Raw genomic sequence first — 26,537 nt, forward strand, 5'->3', positions numbered from 1 at the left:
CCGGGAAAGGCTAAACAGCTCACTTCTCCGCCACTATCACGAAACGATCTTTCTGCACATCCAGATAAGGATGAACAGCAAAGTAATCTTTCAGCAAAGCCGATATTTTTGTGAAATCAAAATCATCATAGTCTTCGAACAGGTAAGGCATAGACCGAACATAAAACAACAACGCTTCCGGATCATAAAATCTCATAAAACCCACATCCTGCGCTTTAAAGGATATTTTAAAAGCAGTGGGCACAAATTCCTGTAATGCATAACCGAGGTTCCAATGCAAAAATTCTTCATTGGGCTTAGCCTGAATTACGGTGGTTACAGACAAATCACTTCTCCCATCTACCTGCTGTGTAATAAAATATCCACCGGGCTTTAAGATGCGGTATACTTCGTGTACATCATAACTTTCATGACGATCTATCACCAGATCAAAAAAATTATCTTCAAAAGGAAGGTCGTCGTCTGTATAATCAGCAATCAATGTACCCCCAAATGTTTGTAATCGTTTGGCGGCCAGTTCCACATTCGGCGCATATCCTTCTGTGGCATAGATCTGAAGCGATGCTTTATCCGGCAGCAGGCTCAGAAACTCGCCTCCCCCGGTACCGAGGTCCAGTAATACACTCCCGGGTTTAAGATGCTGACATATGGTCACAAAGTAATTCCAGGGCAAAGGGCTTTCCATCATCCTGCCCGTGTTGGTTAAATAAGTAAAGTCCCAGCCTGTTGCTTTATCTTCCTGCATATCACGAAAATTTTCTCCAAAGAAATTAAACTTAAGTAAAAATGCCGGATTAAAAGAAGGCGATGGTGAATCCACTGCATTAATATTTTTCGGGAGAAGATAAAGGCAACGTTGTTTTATATAACCGTTCGGGTATTCCGGCGAGTGCAGATGAATGTACCTGTTCTCCCAATCCATAGAATTGCTGAAAGCTCATAATCAGTGGGCGCCACTTGTCAGGATCTATCCTGTTGGGTTGTCCGCTCATCAATATCGTTTCTTCCACGTGCACCCTTTCTATTTTCAACTCAAAAGTTACGATTCGCCAGCGTTGCTGCGGATCATCTTCTCCAATAGGGTGTACAGCGGTGACAGTTGCTTCCATTTGTACAGGGCACTCTGCAACACGGGGAGCGCTTACCTTGTCAGCCGCTACTGGTGTAAGTCCTGCGGCTTCAAATTTATTTGGTTCAAAACGATAACCCCGTTGCCGTTTCCTTTCGGGCACCGGGTCTGTTCCGGTAGTTAAGGCCAACCGGTCAACTGCTGCTGCTTCCTGTACGGAGGGCAGGTTTAACACACATTGCCTGGTGCGCAACAGGTTCTCTGTTGTTTTAGACGACATCCCCAATCCTATTATACAACGCCATCCCAGCCAGAAAACGGAAGACATGGGCGCCAGGTTATAGCTGCCGTTTCCATTCACGGTGCTGATAAGCACTACAGGCGTACCAAAGTACAGAATGGCGGGTTCACTGATTTTATGCATATATCATGTATTAACGAATGCCCAAAATTGGTGATTCTCCGCCCGGAGGCAAACCCGAATCTTGCGATGTTGCGCAAAATTCATCATCGCAGGATTCTGACTTATTGGCGCTCCCGTACTCACATTTCAGCAGCYCAGCAATAAACAGAAAAAAATACTTGTTCAGTTTCCGGTTGCCACCCAACTGCAACTGGCTTACTTTTGGATAAAAGACATACATGCTGACTCATGAAATCATGTACCAGGCGCTTGTTGATAAGGACGTTTCTTACGAAGGGACTTTTATAGCAGCAGTGAAAACGACCGGCATATTCTGCCGGCCTACCTGTACAGCCCGTAAGCCCAAACAGGAAAATGTGGAATTCTTTCAATCAACAAAAGAGGCAATACTAAAAGGTTACAGACCTTGTAAGGTGTGTAATCCCCTGGAGAAAATGAACGAAACACCACTGCATATAAAAGAGATCCTGGACGAACTGAATGCCGATCCATCCAAAAAATTCAAAGACGCAGACCTCCTTCAAAAAGGCATTGAGCCCATTACTATCAGGCGATGGTTTCTAAAAAACCATGGAGTAACGTTTCAGGCTTACCAAAGGATGTTCCGGATCAATTCTGCCTTCAAAAAAATACAAAACGGGGAACCTGTTACCTCTGTGGCTTTCGATGCCGGGTATGAATCATTAAGTGGCTTCTCTGACTCTTTCAAATCAATATTCGGAGTATCGCCCTCCAATAGCAGGGATAAACAGATCATCAATATTACCCGGCTGGAAACGCCGCTGGGGACAATGTTTGCCTGTGCAGTAACACAGGGCATCTGCCTGCTGGAATTTACCGATCGTAAAATGCTGGAAACAGAACTGAAGTCGCTGGCGAAGCAACTGAATGCAAATATCATCCAGGGCGCCAATCCACATTTTGAGATGTTGAAACAACAACTGGAGGAATACTTTGAAGGAAACAGAAAAGTGTTCACTGTTCCGTTGTATTCCCCGGGAACACCGTTCCAGGAAACGATCTGGGATATACTGCAAACCATTCCCTATGGTGCTACCAGCTCTTATAAACAACAAGCCCTGGCGATTAACCGACCCGAAGCCATTCGTGCCGTAGCCAATGCCAATGGTATGAACAGAATTTCTATCCTGGTGCCCTGTCACCGCGTAATTGCCGAAGATGGCCAGCTCACAGGCTATGGCGGCGGGATATGGAGAAAGAAATGGTTGCTTGACCACGAAAAAACAAATTCAATTTAACCCGGATATCACGATTGTTATGGAAAAGAAAAGTTCTAAGTGGATGGCACTCCTCGTCATCCTCACTGCCCCCCTATTGTATGTTATTGACATTTTCATCATCAATATGGCGATCCCGGGCATCAAAAAAGGAGTACATGCCACGGACGGAGAAGTGCAACTGGTAATAGCAGGCTACCTGCTGGGCAGCGCCGCTTTCCTCATTACCGGCGGCCGCGCCGGCGACTACCTCGGCAGAAAAAAAGTATTTTTCTGGGGCATGTTCTTCTTCACATTGACATCTTGTTTATGTGGTTTATCACAAACTGCGCTGGAACTGAATATCACCCGTTTTTTTCAGGGCCTCAGCTCTTCTTTCATGGTGCCACAGTCCATCGCATTTATACAGGTACTCTTTACCGATCCACGCGAAAGAGCGAAGGCCATCGGCTGGTACGGTATCACCCTGAGCATTGCGGCGATCATTGGTCAGATACTAGGCGGTTACCTGGTAGATACACATTTTATGATAGAAGGCTGGCGCCTGATTTTCTTTATCAACCTCCCGGTAGGTATCATCGCCCTGTGGGCCATTCACCGGTATCTGAAAGAAACGCCCAGGGATACCGGGCAACGGTTTGATTACTCAGGAGCGCTGATCCTGACTACCGGGCTTGTCTGCCTTATTTATCCGCTGACCAAAGGACGTGAAATGGGATGGCCACTGTGGAGTATCGGTGTGATGCTGCTATCGCTGTTCATTTTTGCTTTCTTTATCCGTAATCAGCAAATGAAGGTTGCCCTGCGCAAAGGCAGCTTAATTGATACCGCGCTTTTTAAGATCCGCGAATTTAATATTGGTCTGCTGGCAGTGCTGTTTCATTTTATGATGCATACTGCTTATTTACTGATGAGTGCTATTTACTTACAAAACGGGCTTGGATTCACCGCCCTGGACTGTGGCCTCGCATTCATTTTGCATGCGGTACTGTTCATGATCTCTTCAATTATCGCATCGCGGCTGATTGTACGATTCGGGAAGTGGGTGTTACAGGCAGGTCTTTTGATTATCCTGATTTCTTTCCTGCTGCAAATAGGACTCTTTAAACCGGCTGTAAGTCCGTTTTGTGTAACACTACTGATTGGTATTTATGGGCTGGGTAACGGACTGGTATTGCCTTTTTTGTTGAACATTGCATTAAAAAGTGTACCGGTAAAATTTGCCGGAGTGGCCGCAGGTGTATTCTCTACTTTTCAGCAAACAGCATCTGCTTTAGGGATCAGTATACTGGGCGGTGTTTTCTACTATGTTGTCAGCCAGCAGGCCTCCTCTCCAAATTATCTCAAAGCTTTTGATACCGGGATTGCCTTTAGTATTATTTGCCTGGGAATAGTAGGTATCATGTTATGGATGTTACCCAAAACAATGGAAGACAATATGGAGGAGTTGCAACCCGAAGGAATCTGACACTTATTTTATCCGGTCCCAGTAAATGGTTTTTCCCAGCAGCGAAATGCCCACATAGCCCCTGATTTCCAGCCGGCCATTCCTGACTTTCATATTAGCGCGGTAAGATTTGCCGGTGGTAGCATCATAGATTTCGCCACCTTCCCATTGCCCGTTTTTATATTGAAAACCAGTCAGCATCACCATATTCTGCCATTCCCTGCTTCTCAATCTTACATCGGGGTTCTTCGTATCTTTACGAAGAACTCCTTTTTCATCGAGCATGTATTTGCCCCATAGCAGTTTCCCCTGGTAGATATTTCCTGACTGATAGATTTCAATTTTACCCGTTTTCTCTTCGTTGAACCATACGCCCAATACACTGTTGGCGGGACTATTTTGTGCATTTATTTTTATCGCGAAAGAAAAAAGACAACAAAAAAACAGAAGGGATTTTTGGGCCACCGGATGATATTTTTTCATTAGCATTTGATTAAATAGTATGCGCATTATGGTGTTAAGATAAGCGTTCATCCTGTAATATGGTATGCACTTGTTTTTTTTAATAAAAAATTTGCTGTATACTGGCTTTTTATACAGATGAACATGAAGAAGAAATTACTTTTTTTTACGCTTGCCTGTAGCGTAGGCACTGCTTTTATCGCTCACGGACAACAATCGTCTTATGTTAGTATTTTACCGGGAGATGATGGAGCCGCCATTATCCGGAAGGCAGCGAATGTACGCCCTACAGAACGGCAATTGCGCTGGCAGGAGCTGGAAGTAACCGGCTTCCTTCATTTTGGTATGAATACTTTTACAGAAAGAGAATGGGGAGATGGCAAAGAGTCACCGTCGCTCTTCAACCCTACCGAACTGGATGCCACCCAATGGGTACGGGCAGCTAAAGCCGGTGGTATAAAACAATTGATCCTGACGGCCAAACATCATGACGGCTTTTGTTTATGGCCCAGTAAATATACCGACCATTCCGTAAAAAACAGCCCGTGGAAAAACGGGAAAGGCGATGTGGTAAAAGAAGTAGCGGACGCCTGTCACCAGGCAGGTATGGGCTTCGGCGTATACCTGTCACCGTGGGATAGAAACGCTCCCATGTATGGTACTGATGCTTACAATGATTATTTCGTAAACCAGTTAACGGAGCTTTTAACCAACTATGGCCGCATAGACGAAGTATGGTTTGATGGCGCCAATGGAGAGGGGCCGAATGGTAAAAAACAGGTGTACGATTTTCAACGTTGGTATAGCCTCATCCGCAAACTACAACCCGGCGCCGTGATTGCAGTAATGGGACCGGATGTACGCTGGGTAGGTACAGAATCCGGCTATGGCAGAAGCACAGAATGGAGTGTGGTGCCTGCCAACAATTTAGATCAAAATGCAGTGGCAGCTTTATCTCAAAAAGAACTGCTGATAAAACCCTCCGGGTATGGCAATGGCGAAGATATGGGCAGTCGCGATGCCTTATACAAAGCCAACAGCCTGGTATGGTATCCTGCTGAAACAGATGTATCTATCCGGCCAGGATGGTTTTATCACAAGCAGGAAGATGACAAGGTAAAATCACCGGAAAAATTGCTGGACATCTACTTCAATTCCGTTGGTAAAAATGGGGTACTGCTCCTCAACATTCCACCAGATAAACGGGGGCTGATAGCCGAAAGTGACGTAAAAAATCTTACGGCATGGAAAAATTCGATTGATCACATCTTCTCAGAAAACTTTATCAGCAAGGCTAAAATTACTGCCAGCAGCGGTAAAAATACAAAGGGCCTCGCCGATGCGAATACAAATACTTACTGGACAACTAAAGATAAAGACAGCACCGCTACGATTGAAATCGATCTGGGCGCCACAAAAACGTTTAATGTTTGCCGCTTACAGGAATACATTAAAAAAGGACAACGGGTAGAAAACTTTGTATTGGAGTATAAAGCAGGCAACGACTGGAAAGAGGCTACTAATGGCACCACCATTGGTTATAAGCGGATGCTGACCTTCCCGGATGTGAGCGCACAATTCATCAGGTTGCGTATCACATCTTCCCGCATGGAACCGATGATTTCGGAGATGGGCATTTTTATGCAGCAAAAATAAAAGCCAATACCCAATAATTAAAGTATGATCACCAGCACAGCCGGATTATTCCAGCTGTGCTATTTTTTGCTGAATCGTTCGTTTATCCGTTCCCGTTTTAGCCAGCGTTAATGCCTGCTGTAAATGCTGTATGGCTTTCCTGTTGTCAATACCCGTGTACAGTTCGCCCAACAACACAAAGTAATAATGGTTGCCGGATAGCTGTAACTTTTCTGCTTCCGCAATCGCCACTTCCTTTCCTTTTACTTTTGAGAGCGCATAGGTTCTGTTCAACGCGGCCATGGGGGAATACACCAGCTGTAATAAACGATTGTATAGTTGCAGAATATGATCCCATTTTTCCGGGGTATCTGTTTTCTGCGTATTCCAGTAAGCAATCGTGGCTTCTATATGGTACCTCGACATCTGCTTTCCCTGTGATGCCGCATGAAGGAAGTAAACTCCCCTGCCAATCAACTCCTCATTCCAGCGTGTTTCGTCCTGGTCCTGGTATAAAACAATTTCCCCATTTTCATTTTTCCGGGCTTCAAAGCGGGAAGCATGAAAACACATCAGGGAAAACAGGGCATTTACACGAGGCTGATTCGTCTGTTCATTTTCAATAAGCAGGTAGGCCAGGCGCATGGCTTCCAGGCAAAGGTCTTCCCGCAACACTACATCCTGACTTTCGGAATAATACCCTTCATTAAATAATAAATACAGGGTAGTCAGCACGGTGTCCAGCCGGTTATTAATTTCTCCTTTATCAGGAAACAGGATGGTTACTTTTTCGAGACGCAGTTTTTCTTTGGCCCTGAAAAGTCGTTTGTTGATCACGTCTTTACTGGTGAGAAAAGCGTTGGCAATTTCCTCAATACCAAAGCCACACAGAATACGGAGCGCCAGGCCTATTTGTGCTTCCATGGGGATTGCCGGATGACAAATTGCAAATAACATTTGTAACTGGCTATCCGCTATATTTTCGGCCGATAAATTAATCTCCATTTCAACGGCTTCCGGAGTATCTGCTTTTACCTGCGCAGCAATCTTCTCCGCAAAGAGCTGGTGGCGCTGCAGATAATTCTTTGCTTTGTTTTTTGCTACAAGATAAAGCCATGCGGTGGGGTTCTCCGGAATGCCTTTATAAGGCCAGGTTTCCAGTGCTGATAAAAATGTTTCACTGGCCAGGTCTTCCGCAATCTCCATATGCTCCATACCAAACACTTTACAGAGCACAGCTGTAATTTTCCGGAATTCTGACCGGAACAAATGTGGTATCAATTCGGATTGCATCATACGAACAAAGACCCCGCAATACGGTGCTGCTCATTGGGGGCATTTACTTTTTAATGAACACCATCTGCTTTGGCAATTTTACGAACTTCCACCGTATTGCCTTCTCCCTGTAAAACAGGACAACCTTTTGCAAACTCCACGGCTTCTTCTACCGAATTGGCCTTTACGATGATATATCCGCCAATCGTTTCTTTTATTTCACCAAAGGGACCATTCGTTACCACCTGATTGGAATGCACAACCCTGCTGTCATCAAAAGGAAGTCCATTCCCGCCGCTGAATTTGTTCTGGGCAGCAATTCCTCCTATCCAGTCCATCGTTTGTTTCATCCAGATCTGTATCTGTTCCGGAGAAGCGACCTTTTTGCCGTCTTCATGTCTGAAAATTAACATAAACTCATCCATGTTTTTAAGTTTTTAGTGTTCAGGAATAATGATACTATACCCTAATAACAAATGGAATGTCAGGAATAGGACATAGGGTGCAGAAAATAAATCGATGCTTTACAGCGCAGGCTGGTATTCTATATGGTGCTTCAGGTCTGCCAGCCGTTGTTTTACATTATTCTCAAGATGACGTCTGATAGATTTTGCCAGCAATGTAAAGGGAAATCTGACCGCAAAAGAATATAGGAAGATGACCTCCGTGGTATGGTGATCGATGGCTTTAAATGTCCATGATCCCAGGAATGATTTAAACATATAAGGCCCTTTGGTCATTCTGACGGCCGTTACTTTAGGTGGATTGAAGGTAACATACTCCGTTACCATGCCCAGCCCGTTTTGTGCTACACAGTGGGCCTTTACGCCTTTAGCGGCAGTGCTGGCGCCATCCATGAGGTCTGCCTTTTTCAGGAAGGTATCCCACTGAAGCCGCTTACCATAATCCTGCGTATAGTCAAAAACGTTCGCAGCATTTGCCTGAATACGGATAGCTGCGGTAAATTTGATTACTTGCATAACGGGAGTAATATTTATAATGCTTTGGTTGATCTGTTGAACGGGGCGGCGGACACCCGGCGCTTCAATAGCCTCTTAAGATACGGCTTTCCTGCCAGAAAACGATTCTGGCAAATGTAAAGCCCCCAAAAGTTTAAACTTTTGGGGGCTTTACAAAAACTGCCTTATTTATTTTAACACTTATCCAAGCAACTGTGCAAAATGCTGCAACTCCTGCACATATAACGCTGGTGTTTCCAATGCAGCAAACCTTCCGCCTTGTGGCAGCTTGTTAAAGCTCTTCAGATTCACGCGGCGTTCTGCCCATTCTTTCGGTGTATTACTGTCGGCCGGGAAGATAGATACCGCTGTAGGTACTTCTGTTCTTGGCACTGGCTTCGGTCCGTGTTCTCCAAACATGGAACGTGCATCTTCCAGGTATCTTCTGATGGAAGTATTGATGCTGGAAGACACCCAATAGATCATAATATTGGTGAGCAACTCATCTTTCGTAAAGCTGTTTTCTATATTTCCTTTGGTATCGCTCCAGGCATAAAATTTCTCGAGTATCCAGGAGGCCAGTCCTACCGGCGAGTCGTTCAAGCCATAGCCCAGTGTTTGAGGCTTGGTAGATTGAATCATGTTAAAAGCGCCTTCCATGAACCACCAGCCCTGGATAAACTGTCCGAACTGCTGCTCTGCCGGCGACATGGTGGACCAGTCTTCCGTACCATTAGGATAGCCGGTATCTGTAAGGTGAATCCCTTTTACCTGTGCAGGATAGTTTTGGGCCAATGAAGTGGTAACTGCGAAATCGCCGGCTGCCAGGAAGTTGGAGTAGCCAAGTACTTCCGTCATTAATTTCGCCCACAGATGCGCCGTTTTTTCAGAGGTCATAGCTACCTTGCCGGAAAAGCCGTGACCTGGCATAGAAGGAATGATCAGGTCGAAAGAAGGTGCTCCGTTCGCGGGTTCCGTGAGCATAGGAATGACTTTATAAAAACGGAAAAAAGAGTCCGGCCATTCATGTGTGAGCAATAGTGGCTTTGCACCATGTCCGTTTCCCTTCACATAAATAAAATGGATCTCTACGCCATCAATTGTTATCTTAAACTGAGGAAAGCTGTTTAACAGGGCTTCCTGTTTACGCCAGTCGAAGCTATTCTGCCAATAGTCTGTCAGCTCCCGCAGATACTGCGGATTGGTGCCATAGTTCCAGCCCGCATTTTCCGGTTCATCGGTCCAACGGGTTTGTTTCAGTCTTACTTGCAGGTCAGTGAGCAGGTCTTCAGATACTTCGATTTTAAAGGGCTGTAATTGTTTCATGATCGTATTTTCTTTAAGTGATTTTTTAATGTCGCAGCGTAGGTGGCTCCTATTCTGAAACAAAGCTAATCATGCAATGTGACAACAGTGTGTCAGTTGAAAAAAAGAAAGTTGAAATATTTTTCAGGGAGATGATGTGGAGGATAGCCATATCTTAGCATAATACTATTTTTTCTGCCGTCTCCGGTAAATTTCCCCGGCGGCAGAACGATCCTCCAGGTATACATCTCCCTGTGCTCAAAAAAAATTTGACAAAAAACTTGTTTACTTAAACGTTTAAGCATATTTTTAAGAAATGAAAAAGGTCTCGCTGAAAGATATCGCTACAGAAGCCGGTGTGTCCACGGCACTGGTATCGTATGTGCTGACGAATAAGGAGAAAGAAGCCAGGGTTGGGGAAGAAATCGCCAAAAAGATCCGGGAGATAGCACGCAAGCTGAACTATCAGCCCAATCATATTGCCCGTAGTTTAAAAAGTGGCCGGTCTTTCACCATAGGATTGATTGTAGCCGATATTTCGAACCCTTTCTTTGCCAACATTGCCCGTACCATAGAAGATGAAGCCAAGCGGAATAATTATACCGTGATCTTTGGCAGCTCGGATGAAAACGTGGATAAATCCAGGGACCTTATTAATGTATTATTAAACCGGCAGGTAGATGGATTAATCATTACGCCTACGGAAGGGTCGGAAGAACAGATCAACCAACTGAAGGCGCAGAAAGTGCCCTTTGTGCTGATTGACCGTTTCTTTCCGGAGATTGAAGCCAGTCACATTGCCGTGAATAATTATGAAGCGGCATACAATGCCGTATCGCACCTGGTAAAAATGGGCAGGAAACGCATTGGCATGGTGGCTTATAAAACAACCCTGCATCATATCAGTGAAAGAAAACGTGGTTATAAAGAAGCATTGCAGGCGCATCATATGACAGGGAATACGTTGCTGAAATCAGCAAGGTATTCACATCTGAAAGAAGATATTAAAATATCCATCGATCAGCTGCTCAGTGGCCGCCATCCGGCTGATGCCGTTTTTTTTGCGACCAATAGCCTCGCCATGGAGGGATTGAAATATATTAACTCATTGGGAATACGCATTCCCGATCAACTGGCGGTGATCACCTTCGATGAAGGAGAAGCACTCGACCTGTTTTACTCTCCCGTTACGTTTGTACGGCAGCCCATCCTGGAAATGGGAAAAGCAGCGGTACGTGTGCTGCTGGAAGAAATCAAAGACAATAAAAAAGAGATCGAACATATTTGCATCGATACGGCACTGGTGGTCAGAAAGTCCTGTGGTAGCCGCTAACAGCGGTTATCTCCTGTACACCATTGCATAAGATGCCTGTTATTTTTACACTAATGCTTAAACGTTAAAGCATTAAATAACTAAAAGCTAAACGCTAACTGCTAACAGCTAAATCCACACATGATGAAAAAACTGCTGCTGCTATCTTTATCTGCCTGTCTCAGCTGGGCCACCTACGCACAACAATCCTTCAACGGATTAGACATGAACATGGGGAATCTTTTCCGTCTCTCTAATGCGAAAACACGCTCTATCAGTCCGGAAAACCTTACCGGCGAACCCGGCAAAGGAGGCATGGCCACACTCGATCAGGGCAACGCCCGCGGCGCCGCCAGGGACCTGGGCCAGGGCTGGAAAGTAAATCCTTATATTTTTATTGAACCCGGCAAAACAGTAACGCTGGCCGAAATAAACGGCCCCGGCGCCATACAGCATATATGGATGACGCCAACCGGCAACTGGCGCTACTCCATCCTCCGCTTCTATTGGGATGATGAAACCACTCCTTCCGTAGAAGTACCGGTAGGTGATTTCTTCGGCATGGGCTGGGGCGAATATGCTCCCCTCAGTTCTCTCGCGGTATGTGTAAATCCCGGCAGTGCCTTCAACTGCTACTGGGCCATGCCTTTCCGGAAGAAGTGCAAAATCACCATGGAAAATATTAATACAGAAAAAATGACCCTGTACTACCAGGTCGACTATACGCTGACCACCGTACCGGAAGATGCCGGCTATTTTCATGCGCAGTTCCGCCGCAACAACCCGGTGAAAGATGCGTCTTTCACAATGTTGGACGGCGTTAAAGGACAGGGACAATACGTGGGTACCTACCTGGCCTGGGGCGTTAATAACAACGGCTGGTGGGGTGAAGGAGAAATAAAATTCTTTATGGATGGTGATGGCAAGTTCCCTACTATTTGTGGTACCGGTACCGAAGATTATTTCTGCGGCTCCTATAACTTCGATCACAAAGGGCGTTATGCAGAATTCTCTACTCCTTATACGGGTCTGCACCAGGTGATCCGCCCCGACGGATTATATAAATCGCAGCAACGCTTTGGTTTGTACCGCTGGCATATTATGGATCCCATCCGTTTTGAAAAAGAACTGAAAGTGACCATACAGGATCTGGGCTGGCGCAGTGGTGGCCGTTATCTGCCCCAACAATCTGATATCAGCAGCGTTGTGTTCTGGTATCAGCGCGAACCACATGCCCCTTTCCCCAAGTTACCATCTATGAATGATCTGGAAGTAAACTGACCATTAAAATTACCAACAAAATGAGTCGAGCATTGTTAACAGGATTACAGTTGATAGGAAATAATTTTTCCGGAGAAGGCGATCGCTTATTCCGGGCATTTGATCCGGTGCAGCAACAATGGCTGCCCCAGGAATTCAGGGAGGCGACCACCGGGGAAATAGATACCGCTTTAACCATGGCGGCCAAAGCATTTGTTACCTATAAAAAAACTACGCCTGAGCAACGGGCTGCTTTTCTGCATGCTATTGCAGATGATATTGTTTCCCTGGGAGATGAATTAATCAACGTGGCCTCGGCAGAAAGCGGTCTGCCGCTGCCGAGGCTACAGGGAGAAAGAGATCGTACCACCGGGCAGTTGCGGTTGTTTGCCAACACCATCAAAGAAGGTTCCTGGGTAAATGCCCGCATCAACACGGGCACACCCGATGTGCGACAGATGCAGATTCCCCTTGGCGTCATCGGTATCTTCGGCGCCAGCAATTTTCCGCTGGCATTTTCCGTTGCTGGTGGTGACACTGCTGCTGCACTGGCCGCTGGTTGTCCGGTTGTATTCAAAGCACATCCCGCACACCCGCATACCTCCTACCTGGTAGCTACCGCCATCCGTAAAGCAGTGATGCGCACACAAATGCCGGAAGGCGTGTTCTCCATGGTACACGGCACCTCCCACGAAACCGGCCAATACCTAACGGCGCATCCACTCGTATCTGCCATTGCATTTACCGGTTCTTTCAAAGGCGGCAAGGCACTATACGATACGGCTACACGCAGAGCGGTACCCATACCCGTGTATGCAGAAATGGGAAGCGTTAACCCGGTGTTTTTTCTACCGGGTATATTACGGGAGAAGGGATCCGCACTGGCCATGCAGCTGCTCCAATCCGTAACCCTTGGTGTAGGACAGTTTTGTACCAACCCCGGCATGTTTATCACGCCATCTGAAGAAACGGCTGCTGCGTTTATCAGCACCCTGCAACAGGGTATTGATGGTGTGAGCGGCGGACATATGCTGACCCCAGGTATTTTACATGCCTACCAGCAAGGCATCGACTGGCTACAGCAGGAAGGCGTACAAGTACTGGGCGCGGCCCATCCAGCACCCGAACAGGCCACCCCTTACCTGCTACAGGTAACGGCTGCCAAAGCGCTGGAAACACCTGCTATCTGCCAGGAGGTATTTGGTCCGGCATCCCTGCATATTCAGGCAGGCAGTATAGAAGAAGTATATGCGCTGGCACGCAGACTCGAAGGGCAGCTCACCGCAACCATTCACGGTACGGAAGAAGACCTGCAGGAACATGCCGGTCTCATTGATATCCTGAGAGAAAAAGCAGGCAGGATCATCATCAACGGTTTTCCTACAGGCGTGGCCGTTAACCATGCCATGGTGCATGGCGGTCCCTGGCCTGCTGCCACCCCTGCTGCCGGCACCTCTGTAGGTACTGCCGCCATGTACCGCTTCTGCCGGCCGGTATGTTTCCAGGATTTTCCGGCCTACCTGCTGCCGCCGGAGCTACAGGATCATAATCCTATGCACATCTGGCGACTGGTAAATGGGAACCATGAAAAATTACGAATTACGAATTAGGAATTATGGATTGGCAGAAAGATCATGTACGATGATCTTCTGCCATCTCTCTACAAATCCGTAATTCGTAATTCCTAATTCGTAATTCTAAAAAATCAAACTATGGACCTGGGCTTAAAAGATAAAATCATTATTGTAACCGGTGGCGCCAAAGGTATTGGCGCCGCCATTACTTCCGTGCTCGCCGCCGAAGGCGCTGTACCAGTCATCATCGGCAGAAGCGGGGAAGACAACCTCCAGCAACTGGCCCGTATCCACAGTGCCGGCGGTAAAGGTGCACATGTCATCGCCGAACTCACCGACCCCGCTGCCTGCAAACAGGCGGTGGAAGAAGTTACCGCACAATTCGGCCGGATAGACGGACTGATAAACAATGCAGGGATTAATGATGGCGTAGGACTGGAAACCGGTTCCTACGAAGGATTTATGCAATCGCTGCATCGTAACCTGGTACACTATTACCTGGTGGCACATCATGCACTGCCCTTCCTGAAATCCAGCAAAGGGGCTATTGTAAACATCACCTCTAAAACCGCAGAAACCGGACAAGGCAACACCTCCGCCTATGCTGCTGCCAACGGAGGCCGCAACGCACTCACCCGCGAATGGGCCGTAGAACTCCTCCCCTTCAGCATCCGGGTAAATGCCATTGTGGTAGCAGAATCATGGACTCCTTTATACGAAAGCTGGATCAACACCTTCGAAGATAAAGACGCCAAACTGGCCAGCATCGTGGAACGCATCCCACTGGAAAAACGCATGACCACCCCGGAAGAAATTGCACAGATGACCGTATTCCTGTTGTCAGAGAAATCCAGTCATACTACCGGACAACTCATTCATGTAGACGGCGGCTATGTGCACCTTGACCGATCGCTGCTATAATCTTTTGCTCTTCTTACTTTATGCTAACGACCATGAAACAGACAACTTTAAAGATCCACCCCGGTGATAATGTATGGGTAGCACTGCAGGACATTCCTGCCGGTACCCGCGTGGAATGTGGTGGTGAAACGGTAACGGCTGTACGTAATATTGAAGCCAAACATAAAATAGCTGCCCAACAGCTTCCAAAAGATAGTCCGGTGATGATGTACGGGGTACTGGTAGGCATCGCCAACGATGATATTCCTGCCGGTGAACTCATCACCACCAAAAATATCCGGCATGCCTCCGGGCAGTTTGCCGTGAGCGGAGAACGTCACAACGCATGGACGGCGCCAGATACATCTCCCTGGGAAAACCGCACCTTTGAAGGCTATCACCGCACAGATGGCCGCGTAGGCACCGGCAACTACTGGGTGATCATTCCACTGGTATTTTGTGAAAACAGGAATGTACAGTTATTACATGAAGTACTGGTAAAAGAACTGGGTTACCGCAAACAACATACCTACGAAGCCATGCTGCAGCAACTGTTGCAGGACTTCCGGCAGGGCCATACCAGCAGCCATATCGCCACCGCGGAAAATGGTGAAGGCATCACAGTCCAGGGCCGTACTTTTCCCAACATCGATGGTATCAAACTACTCACGCATACCATGGGCTGCGGCGGCACTAAACAGGACGCACGTACACTTTGCGGACTGCTGGCCGGCTATATTACCCATCCCAATGTGGCAGGAGCCACGGTACTGAGCCTGGGCTGCCAGAATGCGCAGATAGATATGCTGAAAGAAGAAATAGAAAAACGCGTACCCGGATTCGACAGAACAGTGATCTACCTGGAACAACAACAAACAGGTTCCGAAAAAATACTGATGACGCAAGCTATCCAAAAAACATTTGAAGGGTTAGCAAAAGCCAACACACTGCAACGGCAGTCTGCCCCACTCAGCAAATTATGCATTGGCATGGAATGCGGCGGCTCCGATGGATTCTCCGGTATTTCTGCCAATCCCGCTGTAGGCCGTGTAGCCGATATCCTCGTGGCCCTCGGTGGCTCCGTGATCCTCTCTGAGTTTCCGGAGCTATGCGGTGTAGAACAGGAACTGAGCGACCGCTGTGCAGATGAAGCACTAGCCGCGCGCTATGTACAACTGATGCGCGACTACGCCAGCAGCGCCGAAGCAGTAGGTTCCGGATTTGACTCCAATCCCTCTGCCGGCAATATCCGTGACGGATTAATCACCGATGCGATTAAATCTGCCGGCGCAGCCAAAAAAGGCGGCTCTTCACCAGTAACAGATGTGATTGATTATCCCGGCTGGGTGCAACGTCCCGGTCTCGCATTATTATGCACACCTGGCAGCGATGTAGAATCTACCACCGCAGAAGTAGGCGCCGGCGCTAACATAGTATTGTTTACTACAGGCCTCGGTACACCGACCGGCAACCCGGTAACACCCGTGATTAAATTATCTACCAACAGCAAACTCGCTGCGAAAATGCCCGATATTATAGATCTCGATACCGGCGCTATTATCAGCGGCGATGTATCTATTGATGAAGTGGCAGCCAATATTTTTGAACTCGTGATCGCTACCGCCAGCGGACATTACAGCACAAAAGCCCAACAGCTCGGACAAGATGATTTTATCCCCTGGAAGCGGGGAATATCGCTTTAGCTGTTAGCTTTTAGCGGTTAGCTTTTAGATTAAAGCGGAGGGATTGGTGCGGAGGGATTGGTGTGGAGGGATTGGTGCGGAGGGACTTTTGCTTTTTGCTTTTATCAACTATTATTTATCATTTCAATTCCATCGATATGAAATCCATTCTCATTTTCGGTTGTCTGGCTGCGGGGCTTGCCGCGTGCAACGGCGGCGGAACCTCGCATGAACAAAACCATATGAAGCCTGTCAACTTTGGTGAAGACGTTGCTTTTTTGCAGCAGCATTTAAAAAATGTAGTCGTATTAAAACATGCCGGCGACAGCAGCGGCCTGGTGGTAACCGGCGATTACCAGGCCCGGGTAATGACCAGCACCACCGGTGGCAGTGCCGGTAAAAGTTTTGGCTGGATTAATTACGACCTCGTAGCATCGCAAAAATTTGCACCACATATCAATGCATTTGGTGGAGAAGAACGTTTCTGGATGGGACCCGAAGGCGGCCAGTATGCACTGTTTTTCCCACCGGGAAAAACATTTGATTTCTCCAACTGGCAAACACCCGGACTGATAGACACCGCACACTATACTGTGACTGCACAATCTGATACCGCCATCACCTATCAGCAGGAAGGCAGCCTGCAAAACTACAAAGGCAGCACCTTCAAATTACAGATCAGCAGAACCATCCGCCTGCTTGGCAACAGCTATATTACTTCCCGTCTTGGATTTACATTACCGGCAGGTATTAAAAGCGTGGCGTATGAAACAGATAATGCTGTTACCAACAAAGGCGACAGTGCCTGGCAGGAACAAAACGGATTGCTGAGCATCTGGCTGCTGGGTATGTTCAAACCATCCGATCAAACCGCTATCATTGCACCTTTCCAGCATATTCCCGATGCAAAGATTCATATTACCGATGATTACTTTGGTAAAATACCCGCGGAAAATTTATTGATAAAAGATAGCGTGTTATTATTCCGGGCAGATGGCAAATCACGCGGAAAATTGGGCCTGTCGCCCTTGGTCGCAAAAAGAGGCGCCGGTAGTATAGACCTGCAAAACAATACCCTCACCGTGCTCCTCTACGAAGTTGTTCCGCAAGGCCGTTATGTCAATTCAAAATGGGAGTTGCAAAAAGAACCCTTCAAAGGTGATGCAGTGAATTGCTACAATGATGGACCACTCGCCGATGGTACACAAATGGGCCCCTTCTATGAAGTAGAATCTTCCTCCGATGCGCGTGCCCTGAAACCAGGAGAAACGCTCCGCTACCGGCAGGTGACCATGCACTTTGAAGGCGATGCCCAGGCACTACAGGCCATGGCTGCACAGTTATGGCAACTGCCGCTGAAAGATGTAGCACAATTTCTTGCTAAAAAATAAACGTGGGATCCAACACATGGTGCCAACGATAAATAAACCCGATATCAATACCACATTTCTTCATTACCAAATAAATCAACATGGAGATCATCCGCATTTATAAAACCTCCGCCGCTTTACTGGTTGCCTACCAGGATCAGTATTATTCGGTGGCCGCCAACTGGAACAGCTATGTAAACAGGTCCGGATTATTTGATTTTGTAAAGGCCGATATAAAAGGGAAAACACCTGTTCCGAATGCCATAGCGGAACAACTATTGGCAGGAGATCTGCTGGCGCCTATTGGCGCGCAGGAAGTATGGGCTGCCGGTGTTACCTATTACCGCAGTCGTACCGCCAGGATGGAAGAATCTGAAGTATCCGGTGGTGCTACCTTCTACGATAAAGTGTATGTAGCGGAAAGACCCGAACTATTCTTTAAAGCTACACCACACCGCGTATCCGGACACGGACAAATCCTGTTCATCCGCGAAGACTCCACCTGGGATGTGCCGGAACCGGAGCTGACTTTATTTATCAGCAGCCAGGGAACGATTGAAGGTTATACCATCGGCAACGATATGAGTTCCCGTAGCATTGAAGGAGAAAATCCACTGTATCTGCCGCAGGCAAAAGTATATGAGAAATGTGCAGGACTGGGCCCCTGTCTCATGGTACCGGATGCGCCCATTCCACCGGATACCGTGATCAGTATGTCGATTTACCGCAATGATCAGGAGCAATACTCCGATAGCGTACCTATCAGTCAGATGAAACGTAGTCACCAGGAACTGGTGAATTTTCTTTATAAAGGCTGCGCTTTTCCCGATGGTTGTTACCTGATGACAGGCACCTGCCTCGTTCCGGATAATGGCTTCACCCTTCAGGACAACGACCGCGTGGAAATCAGCATAGATCATATTGGCCAGTTGATCAACGAGGTACAGACCTGTCGTTTATAGCCCACCATAAAACCACCTTTTATGAATTCCACTATCGACATAAAGAAAGGGGCGTCCGCGCCCCCTTCCAGCAACAGTCAACTGAAAGTCGCCTCCATACTCATTATCAGCCTTTTCTTTTTATGGGCGCTCACCGGCAACCTTATTCCTGTACTCATTCCCCATCTGAGAAAAGCCTGCCAGCTAAACGATTTCCAGTCGGCCTTCATTGACGCGGCTTACTGGATCAGCTACTTCTTTTTTGCGCTACCCGCCGCCTGGGTGATGCGTAAGTGGAGCTATAAAACAGGCATCATTACCGGTTTACTGATCGCTGCAGCCGGCGCAGTATTATTCTTTCCCGCCGCAGAATTGCGCTCTTTCGGACTATTTCTTTTTGCCTTGTTCCTGGTAGCTGCCGGCATGACCTTCCTGGAAACCGCCGCCAATCCATATATCACCATTATGGGTACACCGGAAACATCGGTGCAGCGGCTCAACTTTGCACAGGCATTCAATGGACTCGGTGCATTCGTTGCCGCATTTTTTCTCAGTAAAGTGATTCTTTCCGGGAAAGAGTTTACGCATGAACAACTCAGCAGCATGTCACCTGAAGTGCTCAATAATTACCTCTTATCTGAGGCCCGCTCCGTCCAGGTGCCTTATCTCGCTATCGCCAGCGTGCTGGTGCTTACCGCCATCCTGTTTATGATCGTACATTTCCCTAAAATACAGGAAGAACACAGCGATGACCTTAACATCAACTTTCGTGTATTCCGGCATGTGCATTTTCGCTGGGGCGTGATCGCACAATTTGCCTATGTCGGTGCACAGGTGTGTATCTCCAGCTTCTTTATCCGTTATGCAGGACATAGCGGGCATATGCCGGAAAAAGAAGCCACTACTTTCCTTGGATTGCTATTACTCTGTTTTATGGTAGGACGGTATGCAGGAACGCTGCTTATGCGAAAAATAGCACCCCGTCAGCTACTATTATTTTACAGTGTGGCCTGTGTATTATTGTTATGCTATTGCGTAGGCATTGGCGGAAGACCAGGTGTTTATTGCTTGCTCGGTGTAGAATTTTTTATGTCGATTATGTTCCCGACTATTTTTTCGCTGGCCATCCGCGACCTTGGCAATGAAACGAAATCCGGATCTGCTTTCCTGGTAATGTCTATTGTTGGCGGAGCGCTGATACCCCTGGGGCTGGGCGCCGTTACGTACTACAGCAATGTACAGCTGGGTTATACGGTTCCATTGATTTGCTTTGCTGTAGTGGGTTATTATGCATGGCGACATGCACTGCCAGTATTAAAAGCAATCAGGTAAGTAATAAAAAATGGCTGCGGGCGAGCTCCCGCAACCATTTCCAGGGAAGAAATTCCAGCTCGTTATTCCGATAACAATTGTTGTATTGCTTTACGTGTAAGTCCAAAATAGATTTGCTGCCCCGGACGATACTGCTCCCTCAGTTCAAAGTTTTCGAAAGACGGCCCGCCTGGAATATCGATATAGTCAGCCGGATGCCGGCTACCTCCGCCCCAGTATTTTGCCCTGCCGTTCACCCGTACCTGCAAAGAAGTATCCGCCTCCTGAGCGGCTACCCGCCAGTATTGTGTGAGCTTATAGAAAGGACGATAGCGCCAGCCCCACCTGGCAGTATAGGCAGCTGTTTCGGGCCACGCAGAGAGTTCATTCAATGTTTCGTCCGGTTGTGCCATCACTATAAAATCACCACTTTTGTTATGTAACATTTGCTGCGCCGGGTAAGCAGCTTTTTCAACAAAGTCTATATCCTTATACCCGGCATATAATGTTCTTGCATTGACGACTTTATCTTTCAGGTATAAATTCCTCAGCCTGGAATAATTCCCCATAGTAGCCGTCACCCCACAACGTTGCATGGGTGCGCTTCCCGGCTGCTGAAATACTTCTATGCATAATTCCTCCGGTTGAGCACTACGGATACTAAGACGGAGATAAGGATGCGCCCCATTCAGGAATTTCTCCATAAAAACATACAGATATAAAATAGTTTTTTCCGGATGCTGAGGATCGGGTGCTACTACGCTCATGGTATCTGACACAATTATTCCGCGGGTGCCGGCACTCGCTAAAAACCTTCCCGGATCCGGCGTTTCGCCAGTCCACATCAGCTTACCCCATTTACCATCTACCTGTGAGGGAGACACTTCACTGAACTCCATCTGTCCATTTACCACCGGTTCTATGGCGATGTAGTTAATGTGATAAACGATGTGCTGCCATTCATATCCTATCCGCAATAACCCACGTGGACCGCCATCATTGCCTGGTCTGGGGTTTTCTATGGCAGCAGGCCAGAGCCCCACCACAATGCCATTCCGGATACCCCATATGGGGGGACTGCCGGCATTGTCAGGCCGGATCCATTCAGTAGATGCATTGGTTACGGATGGCTTTTGTCCTGCCACCCATGCCGGCCATAACAGTATACTAACGGCAACGCCTATGGTAAAAACACATTTGCGTTGCCCGTTGATATGATACCATTTCCTGGAGGTTATCTTCTTACTAAATCTGTTCATCCTGCTTTACTTTATCGGCCACTATTGTTACTGTTAATATAACCTTAATACAAAAAATCACCAACCGGGGTTTTGTACCAGGTTTGGATTTTTATTTATTTCTGCTTGTTGTATTGGCCACAGGTAATGCTTAGGAGCTACAAACACGCGTCTTTCTATCACCGTTCTTTTATAAAAGTTATCATCGTTGAGCGAGGCCCCGGCGCCTATATTCATACCGTGAATTTCTTTATTATCAATATTCCCGGCGATTTTCCAGCGATGGGTATCAAAATAACGATGTGCTTCAAAGGCCAGTTCTATGCGGCGTTCATGATGAATGCGTTCCCGCATATTTGTCTGCGATAAGCCGGAAGGTAATGCCGGCAACCCTGAGCGGTCACGGATGGCGTTGATATATTTGTATACATCTGCCACCGGCCCGTCTGCTTCATTCAGAGCTTCTGCATAGTTGAGATATTCTTCGCCTATGCGGTAATAGATCCAGGTATTTAAAGAAAACCTGTTTTGGAAGATGTCGGAAGTAGGGTTGACCATTTTCTTCATCAGGTAACCGGAGATGCAATAATCGGAGCCTGCTCTCTTTCTGCCATCCAGCCCTTCATTCCAGAATTGTATGCCACGATTTTTCCATATGGCGCCGTTAAAGTTGATGCTCGCATAAAACCGCGGTTCCCGTTTCACATACATATTACGCACACCCGCCGGGTAATAGTTGCTGGGATGATTAGCAGCCGCATAGCCCGTTTCCACATAGCCCGAGGCTGCATTGATTATTGGCGAACCATCGGCGTTATACCCGGTAATGGGCCGTTGTCCGTTGTCCATTTCATAATCATCTACCAGTTCCTGTGTGGGGCAAAAAATAGAGTAGCCACCATAACCGATCGGATTACTACAACGCTCAAAGTGGGAGTGTTCACCTGCATTGCGGGCAAATAATACTTCTGCATTGTTGCGTTCAATAAATACTTCCTGGTAATTCCTTACCGGATCGTTGGAAGCCGAGCGATACAATTTATACCCGTTGGCTTCTGCGCCATCGATACATGCTTTGGCGGCCGTAGCTGCCTGTCTCCATCTCTCTTTATCAAAAACCGGAAAAAGGGCGATGCCTTCCTTGTCTTTCAGCCCTATGTAATCGGGGTTACCATTCCATAAAGGGCTCGCCATATATAGCAGGGCCTGTGCTTTCAGCGCCAGCGCAGCGGCTTTGGTTACTCTGCCATATTTGTCGGAGGTCACTGTCCAGTCCAGCAGCCCCGCTGCCTTATCGCATTCTGCCACAATAAAACCGATGACCTTATCTATGGGCTGTCTGCGCATTTTCGTATAGTCTTCCGTAAGCGTATATGCATGATCACCGATCGGCACCGGCCCATAAATACGGGCCAGCATAAAGTGAAAGAAAGCTCTTAAAAAAGTAGCTTCCCCGATCCACTTCTTCCGGTCTTCTTCGGGCATTGGCACCAGCGCTACGTTTTCGAGGAAGATATTTGTTTTGCGGATGCCTTCATACATAAATCCCCAGATATCCGGATAGTAGTCATTGGCACTCCAGGCGCCGGAGTTTAACATGTGCGAGTACGCTCCCAAAAAGGTGATCTCCATTTCATCACTGGCGCCGGTAAAGGGATTGCGCTGGTCCCAGTCTGCCGCTCCCAGCATCACCGGAATATTGTTATAGGCAGATGTTAGAAAGGATTCTGCAAACTTTCTTTCGGAAAAAACTTTTTTGATATCCAGGTCTTCGTCCGGTGCTTTTTTCAGATAATCTTTTGTGCAGGATGGCACTAACAGCACCAGTAATCCCAATAAAAGGATGCTGATCTGCTTTTTTATTGTTGGAAATATTTTTTTCATCTGTCAGGTTTGAAAATTGAGCATTGGTTTAAAACGTGAGCTGGGTACCGAAGTTCACGCTGCGTTGTAAAGGATATCCGCCTGTACCATATTCTGATTCCGGGTCTATCGCTTTTACCTTATCCCAGGTGATCAGGTTATAACCGTTTATAAATAGTCGTATGCCTTCCAGTCCAGGTCTGCTGCCATGTTTCAGGTGGATGTTGTAGGCTACTTCCGCACTTTTCAACCGCACGTAGCTCGCGTTTTGCAGGAACATGGTGGAGGTCCGGTTGTTATTCGGATTTTGCAAGGGCGACACCCGTGGATATTTAGCGTTTGGATTTTCCGGTGTCCAGCGGTTATCGTAGTATTCATGTAAAATATTAAATGTGCCGAGACCCATCTGGAAAGCATACATAGAAGGTCCGTCTACAAAAAGACTGGCTTTGGCTGCGCCCGTGAAAAACACACTCAGCTCAAATCCTTTCCAGGCAAAGCTGGCACCGGCACCATATACAATTTGTGGCGTTCTGGCATAACCGATAGGTACGCGGTCATAATCATCGATCACGTTGTCACCATTTGTATCCTGGTATTTAATATCGCCTGGTTTTACCTGTTCCATAAAATTCTGTCTGGGGCTTTTATCAATATCTGTCTGGTCTTTAAAAAAGCCCAATGCCACCAGTCCAAGTGGCTGACCTATCGGTTGCCCTACGAATGACTGATACGCATATTTCGGGATAGGATCATCGTTTTGTGTGCAGATACTACGTGCATACGTAAACGTCCCTCTGAAGCTATAAAAGAACCCGCTATGCGTAGTTCGTTTCACTTCCAGCATCGCATCCAGACCGCTGTTTTTAGCCATTCCCAGGTTGGCGTACGGCAGGATACCCGGATAGTAGCCAGTTACCCTGGGTATCACACCCCGTTGTATTAAAATGCCTTTCCTGTTTTCTTTAAACCCATCTACCTGCAGGGTCACTGTACCATCGAATAATTCGAGATCTATCCCCAGATTGGATTTGGTAGCCACCTCCCAGGTCACATCATCATTACCTAATTGCGCTTCATCAAATCCCTGGTAAAAGCGTTGGTTGTCGCCGAAGAGGTAAGATTGCCCGTTGCGGTTAATGGTGGTGAGGAATAAAAAGCGGCGGGCGGCGGGATCTATGCTGATCTGGTCATTGCCCACCTGTCCGTAGGATCCCCTGATCTTGAGGTTGGAGATCGCTTTGATATGCCAGAAATTTTCGTTGCTGATGACCCAGCCGGCGGATACAGATGGGAAGAAACCATATTGTTTTCCTTCCGGAAAATTTTCCGATCCGTTGTAGCCTGCATTCACTTCCGCGAGATAGCGGTTTTTAAAGTTGTACGTAAGTCGTCCGGCCAGCCCCTGCCGGCGATACGGAAGATTGTTAATCGTGCTACCGGCAGTCAGGTCAATAAATTCGCGGCGGTTGCCGAGGAGCATACCGGTTACGTTATGACTGCCAAAGCTGCGGTTATAGTTAATTGCCAGCTCCGTATAGATGGCACGGTTAGCCCTGTTAATTACCGTGTATCCCATGGGTTGCTCTTCTCTTATTGTTGCGTAGAGATCATTGCCATTATTATCTTTTCCTCTGTATTGCTGAATGGCGTATGGCTTTTTACGTTCTGTGGAAGCAAAGTAATAATGATCATAGGAAAACATGCCCCGCACCGAAAGTCCTTCTGTAACGAGTGAAGACAGGTCCCATTTACCACTGAAAGTACCTTGCAGGGTATTCATGTCCTGCCGCGTGTAACCAGCACGGGTAACGAGCCCCCAGGGGTTATTCTGCAGGTAGGAGGTGGAGGCACCGGCAATGGATCCATCCGGATTTACTTTTGGATAGTTAATGGGAGAAGTAATTTTCAGTGCGTCAAAAATATCAGGCGCGCGGGTGCCCGGATAGTTGCCCTGCTGAATAACCCCACCAACGCCCAGTTCCAGGCTGATGGTTTTGGATACGTTGATGTCTACATTCGACCGGAAGTTATAACGCTTCATTTGTGCATTGGTCTTATAAGCATTGGCTGGATCCTGCTTATAAATACCATTCAGAATCGTATAGCCTACATTGGTATAATACTTTATAATTTCGCTGCCGCCTGTTACGCTGAGGTTATTGATGCTCTGAAAAGTATTTTTCTTCAGTACCGCATCTGACCAGTCTACATCGGGGTACAGGTAAGGATCGGAATGGTCTTTAAATTTCTGTAGTTCTTCCGCTGTATATTTTACGGGAAGATGATCATTGTTCAGGGCTTCATTGATTAAGCCGGCATATTCGGCGCCGTTAATATAATTGGGCAGGCGCAGGGCATCGAGGGTGGCGTTCTCCGTACGGAATACTACCTGTGGCTTTCCGATCTTTCCTCTTTTGGTGGTGATGAGGATGACGCCGTTGGCGCCGCGTACGCCGTATACCGCCGTAGCAGAAGCATCTTTGAGGATAGAGAAGCTTTCAATTTCCTGGGTATTCAGGTTGTTGATATCGCGTTCTACACCGTCTACCAGGATGAGTGGACTACTGTTGGCCCAGGTACCGAAGCCGCGGATAAAAATGGCGGCGCCATCATAGCCGGGTTCGCCGGAACTTTGCCTGGTAATAATTCCCGGCATACTCCCTGCCAGTGCGTTAGATAAAGAAGGGGTGGCAATCCGCTGCAGGTTATTCACCGGAACGCTGGAGATAGCACCAGTCACGGATATTTTCTTTTGCTTGCCAAACCCTACTACCACTACATCTCCTAATGTACTGGATTGCTGTTTCATGGCTACATTCAGCTCCGTCAGTGCTTCCACCGGTATCTGCTGGGTTTCATAGCCAACATAAGTAAATACCAGTGTTACATTCTTTTCTACTTTAATAGCATAGGTACCGTCAGGATAAGTAGTGGTGCCTACCGGTGTACCTTTTACAATCACATTCACTTCTGCGAGCGGCTTGCCATTTGCGGCGGCCGTCACTTTTCCGGTAATCACTTTTTGCGCAGATAAGGTATAGATGGAAATGAAAAAAAAGAAAAGGAAGCCTGTACATCTTTTTTTCAAAGATCCTGGCATGGGAGGCCTTCCTTGAAGGGAAGCTTTCATAAACGTGTGGATTTTGGTGATTGGTTTAATCTGGTGTTACCTTAATCGTTTAAGCAACTGGAATTAAAGACGATTTAATGATGAATGCCTGTCTGTGTATAAGTGTAAATTATTATCGGAGATGCTGCTGCAATGAGGT

At 47.2% G+C, this 26,537-nt stretch carries 21 protein-coding genes; 11 read left to right on the forward strand and 10 right to left on the reverse strand.

The annotated features are described in order from the left end of the window. Window positions 1–19: 19 nt before the first annotated feature. Together AB4Z08_RS13235 and AB4Z08_RS13240 are read right to left on the reverse strand one after the other, a co-directional pair. Window positions 20–820: a class I SAM-dependent methyltransferase gene (locus tag AB4Z08_RS13235; RefSeq protein WP_441574216.1), complete on the reverse strand. Its 801-nt coding sequence runs from the start codon at window positions 818–820 to the stop codon at window positions 20–22. 4 nt (window positions 821–824) lie between these two features. Then, window positions 825–1,493, reverse strand: coding sequence for a flavin reductase family protein (locus AB4Z08_RS13240; protein WP_441574217.1), 669 nt, complete (start codon window positions 1,491–1,493; stop codon window positions 825–827). Between the two features lie 218 nt (window positions 1,494–1,711). Here AB4Z08_RS13240 and AB4Z08_RS13245 point away from each other — a divergent pair, with 218 nt between their 5' ends. Together AB4Z08_RS13245 and AB4Z08_RS13250 are read left to right on the forward strand one after the other, a co-directional pair. After that, complete coding sequence (locus tag AB4Z08_RS13245; RefSeq protein ID WP_441574218.1) at window positions 1,712–2,752, forward strand: bifunctional transcriptional activator/DNA repair enzyme AdaA; 1,041 nt, start codon at window positions 1,712–1,714, stop codon at window positions 2,750–2,752. 19 nt (window positions 2,753–2,771) lie between these two features. After that, window positions 2,772–4,199, forward strand: coding sequence for an MFS transporter (locus tag AB4Z08_RS13250; RefSeq protein WP_441574219.1), 1,428 nt, complete (start codon window positions 2,772–2,774; stop codon window positions 4,197–4,199). A 3-nt stretch (window positions 4,200–4,202) separates the two neighbouring features. On the opposite strand, the gene AB4Z08_RS13255 is transcribed toward AB4Z08_RS13250, so the two are convergent. After that, window positions 4,203–4,661, reverse strand: a complete 459-nt coding sequence (locus AB4Z08_RS13255) for a DUF2147 domain-containing protein (protein WP_441574220.1) — start codon at window positions 4,659–4,661, stop codon at window positions 4,203–4,205. 123 nt (window positions 4,662–4,784) lie between these two features. Here AB4Z08_RS13255 and AB4Z08_RS13260 point away from each other — a divergent pair, with 123 nt between their 5' ends. After that, window positions 4,785–6,296: an alpha-L-fucosidase gene (locus AB4Z08_RS13260; RefSeq protein ID WP_441574221.1), complete on the forward strand. Its 1,512-nt coding sequence runs from the start codon at window positions 4,785–4,787 to the stop codon at window positions 6,294–6,296. A gap of 45 nt (window positions 6,297–6,341) precedes the next feature. Here the strand turns inward: AB4Z08_RS13260 and AB4Z08_RS13265 are convergent, their stop codons facing one another. The 4 genes from AB4Z08_RS13265 to AB4Z08_RS13280 form a co-directional block, all read right to left on the reverse strand. Beyond that, window positions 6,342–7,571 carry an RNA polymerase sigma factor gene (locus tag AB4Z08_RS13265; RefSeq protein ID WP_441574222.1) on the reverse strand — a complete coding sequence of 410 codons (1,230 nt, stop codon included), beginning with the start codon at window positions 7,569–7,571 and terminating at the stop codon, window positions 6,342–6,344. Window positions 7,572–7,621: 50 nt separating this feature from the next. Next, entirely contained in the window at window positions 7,622–7,975 is a 354-nt protein-coding gene (locus AB4Z08_RS13270; RefSeq protein WP_441574223.1) for a YciI family protein, read from the reverse strand. Between the two features lie 99 nt (window positions 7,976–8,074). Next, window positions 8,075–8,530: a type II toxin-antitoxin system RatA family toxin gene (locus AB4Z08_RS13275; RefSeq protein ID WP_441574224.1), complete on the reverse strand. Its 456-nt coding sequence runs from the start codon at window positions 8,528–8,530 to the stop codon at window positions 8,075–8,077. A gap of 180 nt (window positions 8,531–8,710) precedes the next feature. Then, a complete protein-coding gene (locus AB4Z08_RS13280) occupies window positions 8,711–9,835 on the reverse strand; it encodes an epoxide hydrolase family protein (RefSeq protein WP_441574225.1) in 1,125 nt (374 codons plus the stop codon). Window positions 9,836–10,130: 295 nt separating this feature from the next. On the opposite strand from AB4Z08_RS13280, the gene AB4Z08_RS13285 reads away from it, so the two are divergent. The 8 genes from AB4Z08_RS13285 (at window position 10,131) to fucP (ending at window position 20,185) form a co-directional block, all read left to right on the forward strand. Further along, window positions 10,131–11,147 carry a LacI family DNA-binding transcriptional regulator gene (locus tag AB4Z08_RS13285; protein WP_441574226.1) on the forward strand — a complete coding sequence of 339 codons (1,017 nt, stop codon included), beginning with the start codon at window positions 10,131–10,133 and terminating at the stop codon, window positions 11,145–11,147. Window positions 11,148–11,270: 123 nt separating this feature from the next. After that, window positions 11,271–12,407: a glycoside hydrolase family 172 protein gene (locus AB4Z08_RS13290; RefSeq protein ID WP_441574227.1), complete on the forward strand. Its 1,137-nt coding sequence runs from the start codon at window positions 11,271–11,273 to the stop codon at window positions 12,405–12,407. A 20-nt stretch (window positions 12,408–12,427) separates the two neighbouring features. Then, window positions 12,428–13,996 carry an aldehyde dehydrogenase (NADP(+)) gene (locus AB4Z08_RS13295; protein WP_441574228.1) on the forward strand — a complete coding sequence of 523 codons (1,569 nt, stop codon included), beginning with the start codon at window positions 12,428–12,430 and terminating at the stop codon, window positions 13,994–13,996. A gap of 102 nt (window positions 13,997–14,098) precedes the next feature. Next, window positions 14,099–14,881: an SDR family oxidoreductase gene (locus AB4Z08_RS13300; RefSeq protein WP_441574229.1), complete on the forward strand. Its 783-nt coding sequence runs from the start codon at window positions 14,099–14,101 to the stop codon at window positions 14,879–14,881. A gap of 32 nt (window positions 14,882–14,913) precedes the next feature. Continuing rightward, window positions 14,914–16,563 (forward strand): UxaA family hydrolase, encoded by a 1,650-nt coding sequence (locus AB4Z08_RS13305; protein WP_441574230.1) that lies wholly within the window; start codon window positions 14,914–14,916, stop codon window positions 16,561–16,563. A gap of 137 nt (window positions 16,564–16,700) precedes the next feature. Next, window positions 16,701–17,933, forward strand: coding sequence for a DUF6786 family protein (locus AB4Z08_RS13310; protein ID WP_441574231.1), 1,233 nt, complete (start codon window positions 16,701–16,703; stop codon window positions 17,931–17,933). Between the two features lie 80 nt (window positions 17,934–18,013). After that, window positions 18,014–18,874 (forward strand): fumarylacetoacetate hydrolase family protein, encoded by an 861-nt coding sequence (locus AB4Z08_RS13315; protein WP_441574232.1) that lies wholly within the window; start codon window positions 18,014–18,016, stop codon window positions 18,872–18,874. 21 nt (window positions 18,875–18,895) lie between these two features. Continuing rightward, window positions 18,896–20,185: an L-fucose:H+ symporter permease gene (gene fucP, locus AB4Z08_RS13320; protein WP_441574233.1), complete on the forward strand. Its 1,290-nt coding sequence runs from the start codon at window positions 18,896–18,898 to the stop codon at window positions 20,183–20,185. 62 nt (window positions 20,186–20,247) lie between these two features. Here the strand turns inward: fucP and AB4Z08_RS13325 are convergent, their stop codons facing one another. From AB4Z08_RS13325 to AB4Z08_RS13335, 3 genes are read right to left on the reverse strand one after another with little or no spacing between them, the layout of a single operon-like run. Next, window positions 20,248–21,423, reverse strand: a complete 1,176-nt coding sequence (locus AB4Z08_RS13325; RefSeq protein WP_441574234.1) for a hypothetical protein — start codon at window positions 21,421–21,423, stop codon at window positions 20,248–20,250. A 57-nt stretch (window positions 21,424–21,480) separates the two neighbouring features. Then, on the reverse strand, window positions 21,481–23,286 hold the full coding sequence (locus AB4Z08_RS13330) for a RagB/SusD family nutrient uptake outer membrane protein (RefSeq protein WP_441574235.1): 1,806 nt from the start codon (window positions 23,284–23,286) through the stop codon (window positions 21,481–21,483). 28 nt (window positions 23,287–23,314) lie between these two features. Continuing rightward, window positions 23,315–26,398, reverse strand: coding sequence for a SusC/RagA family TonB-linked outer membrane protein (locus AB4Z08_RS13335; protein WP_441574236.1), 3,084 nt, complete (start codon window positions 26,396–26,398; stop codon window positions 23,315–23,317). Between the last annotated feature and the right edge of the window lie 139 nt (window positions 26,399–26,537).

Source organism: Chitinophaga sp. RAB17, from assembly GCF_052114225.1.
GTDB lineage: Bacteria > Bacteroidota > Bacteroidia > Chitinophagales > Chitinophagaceae > Chitinophaga.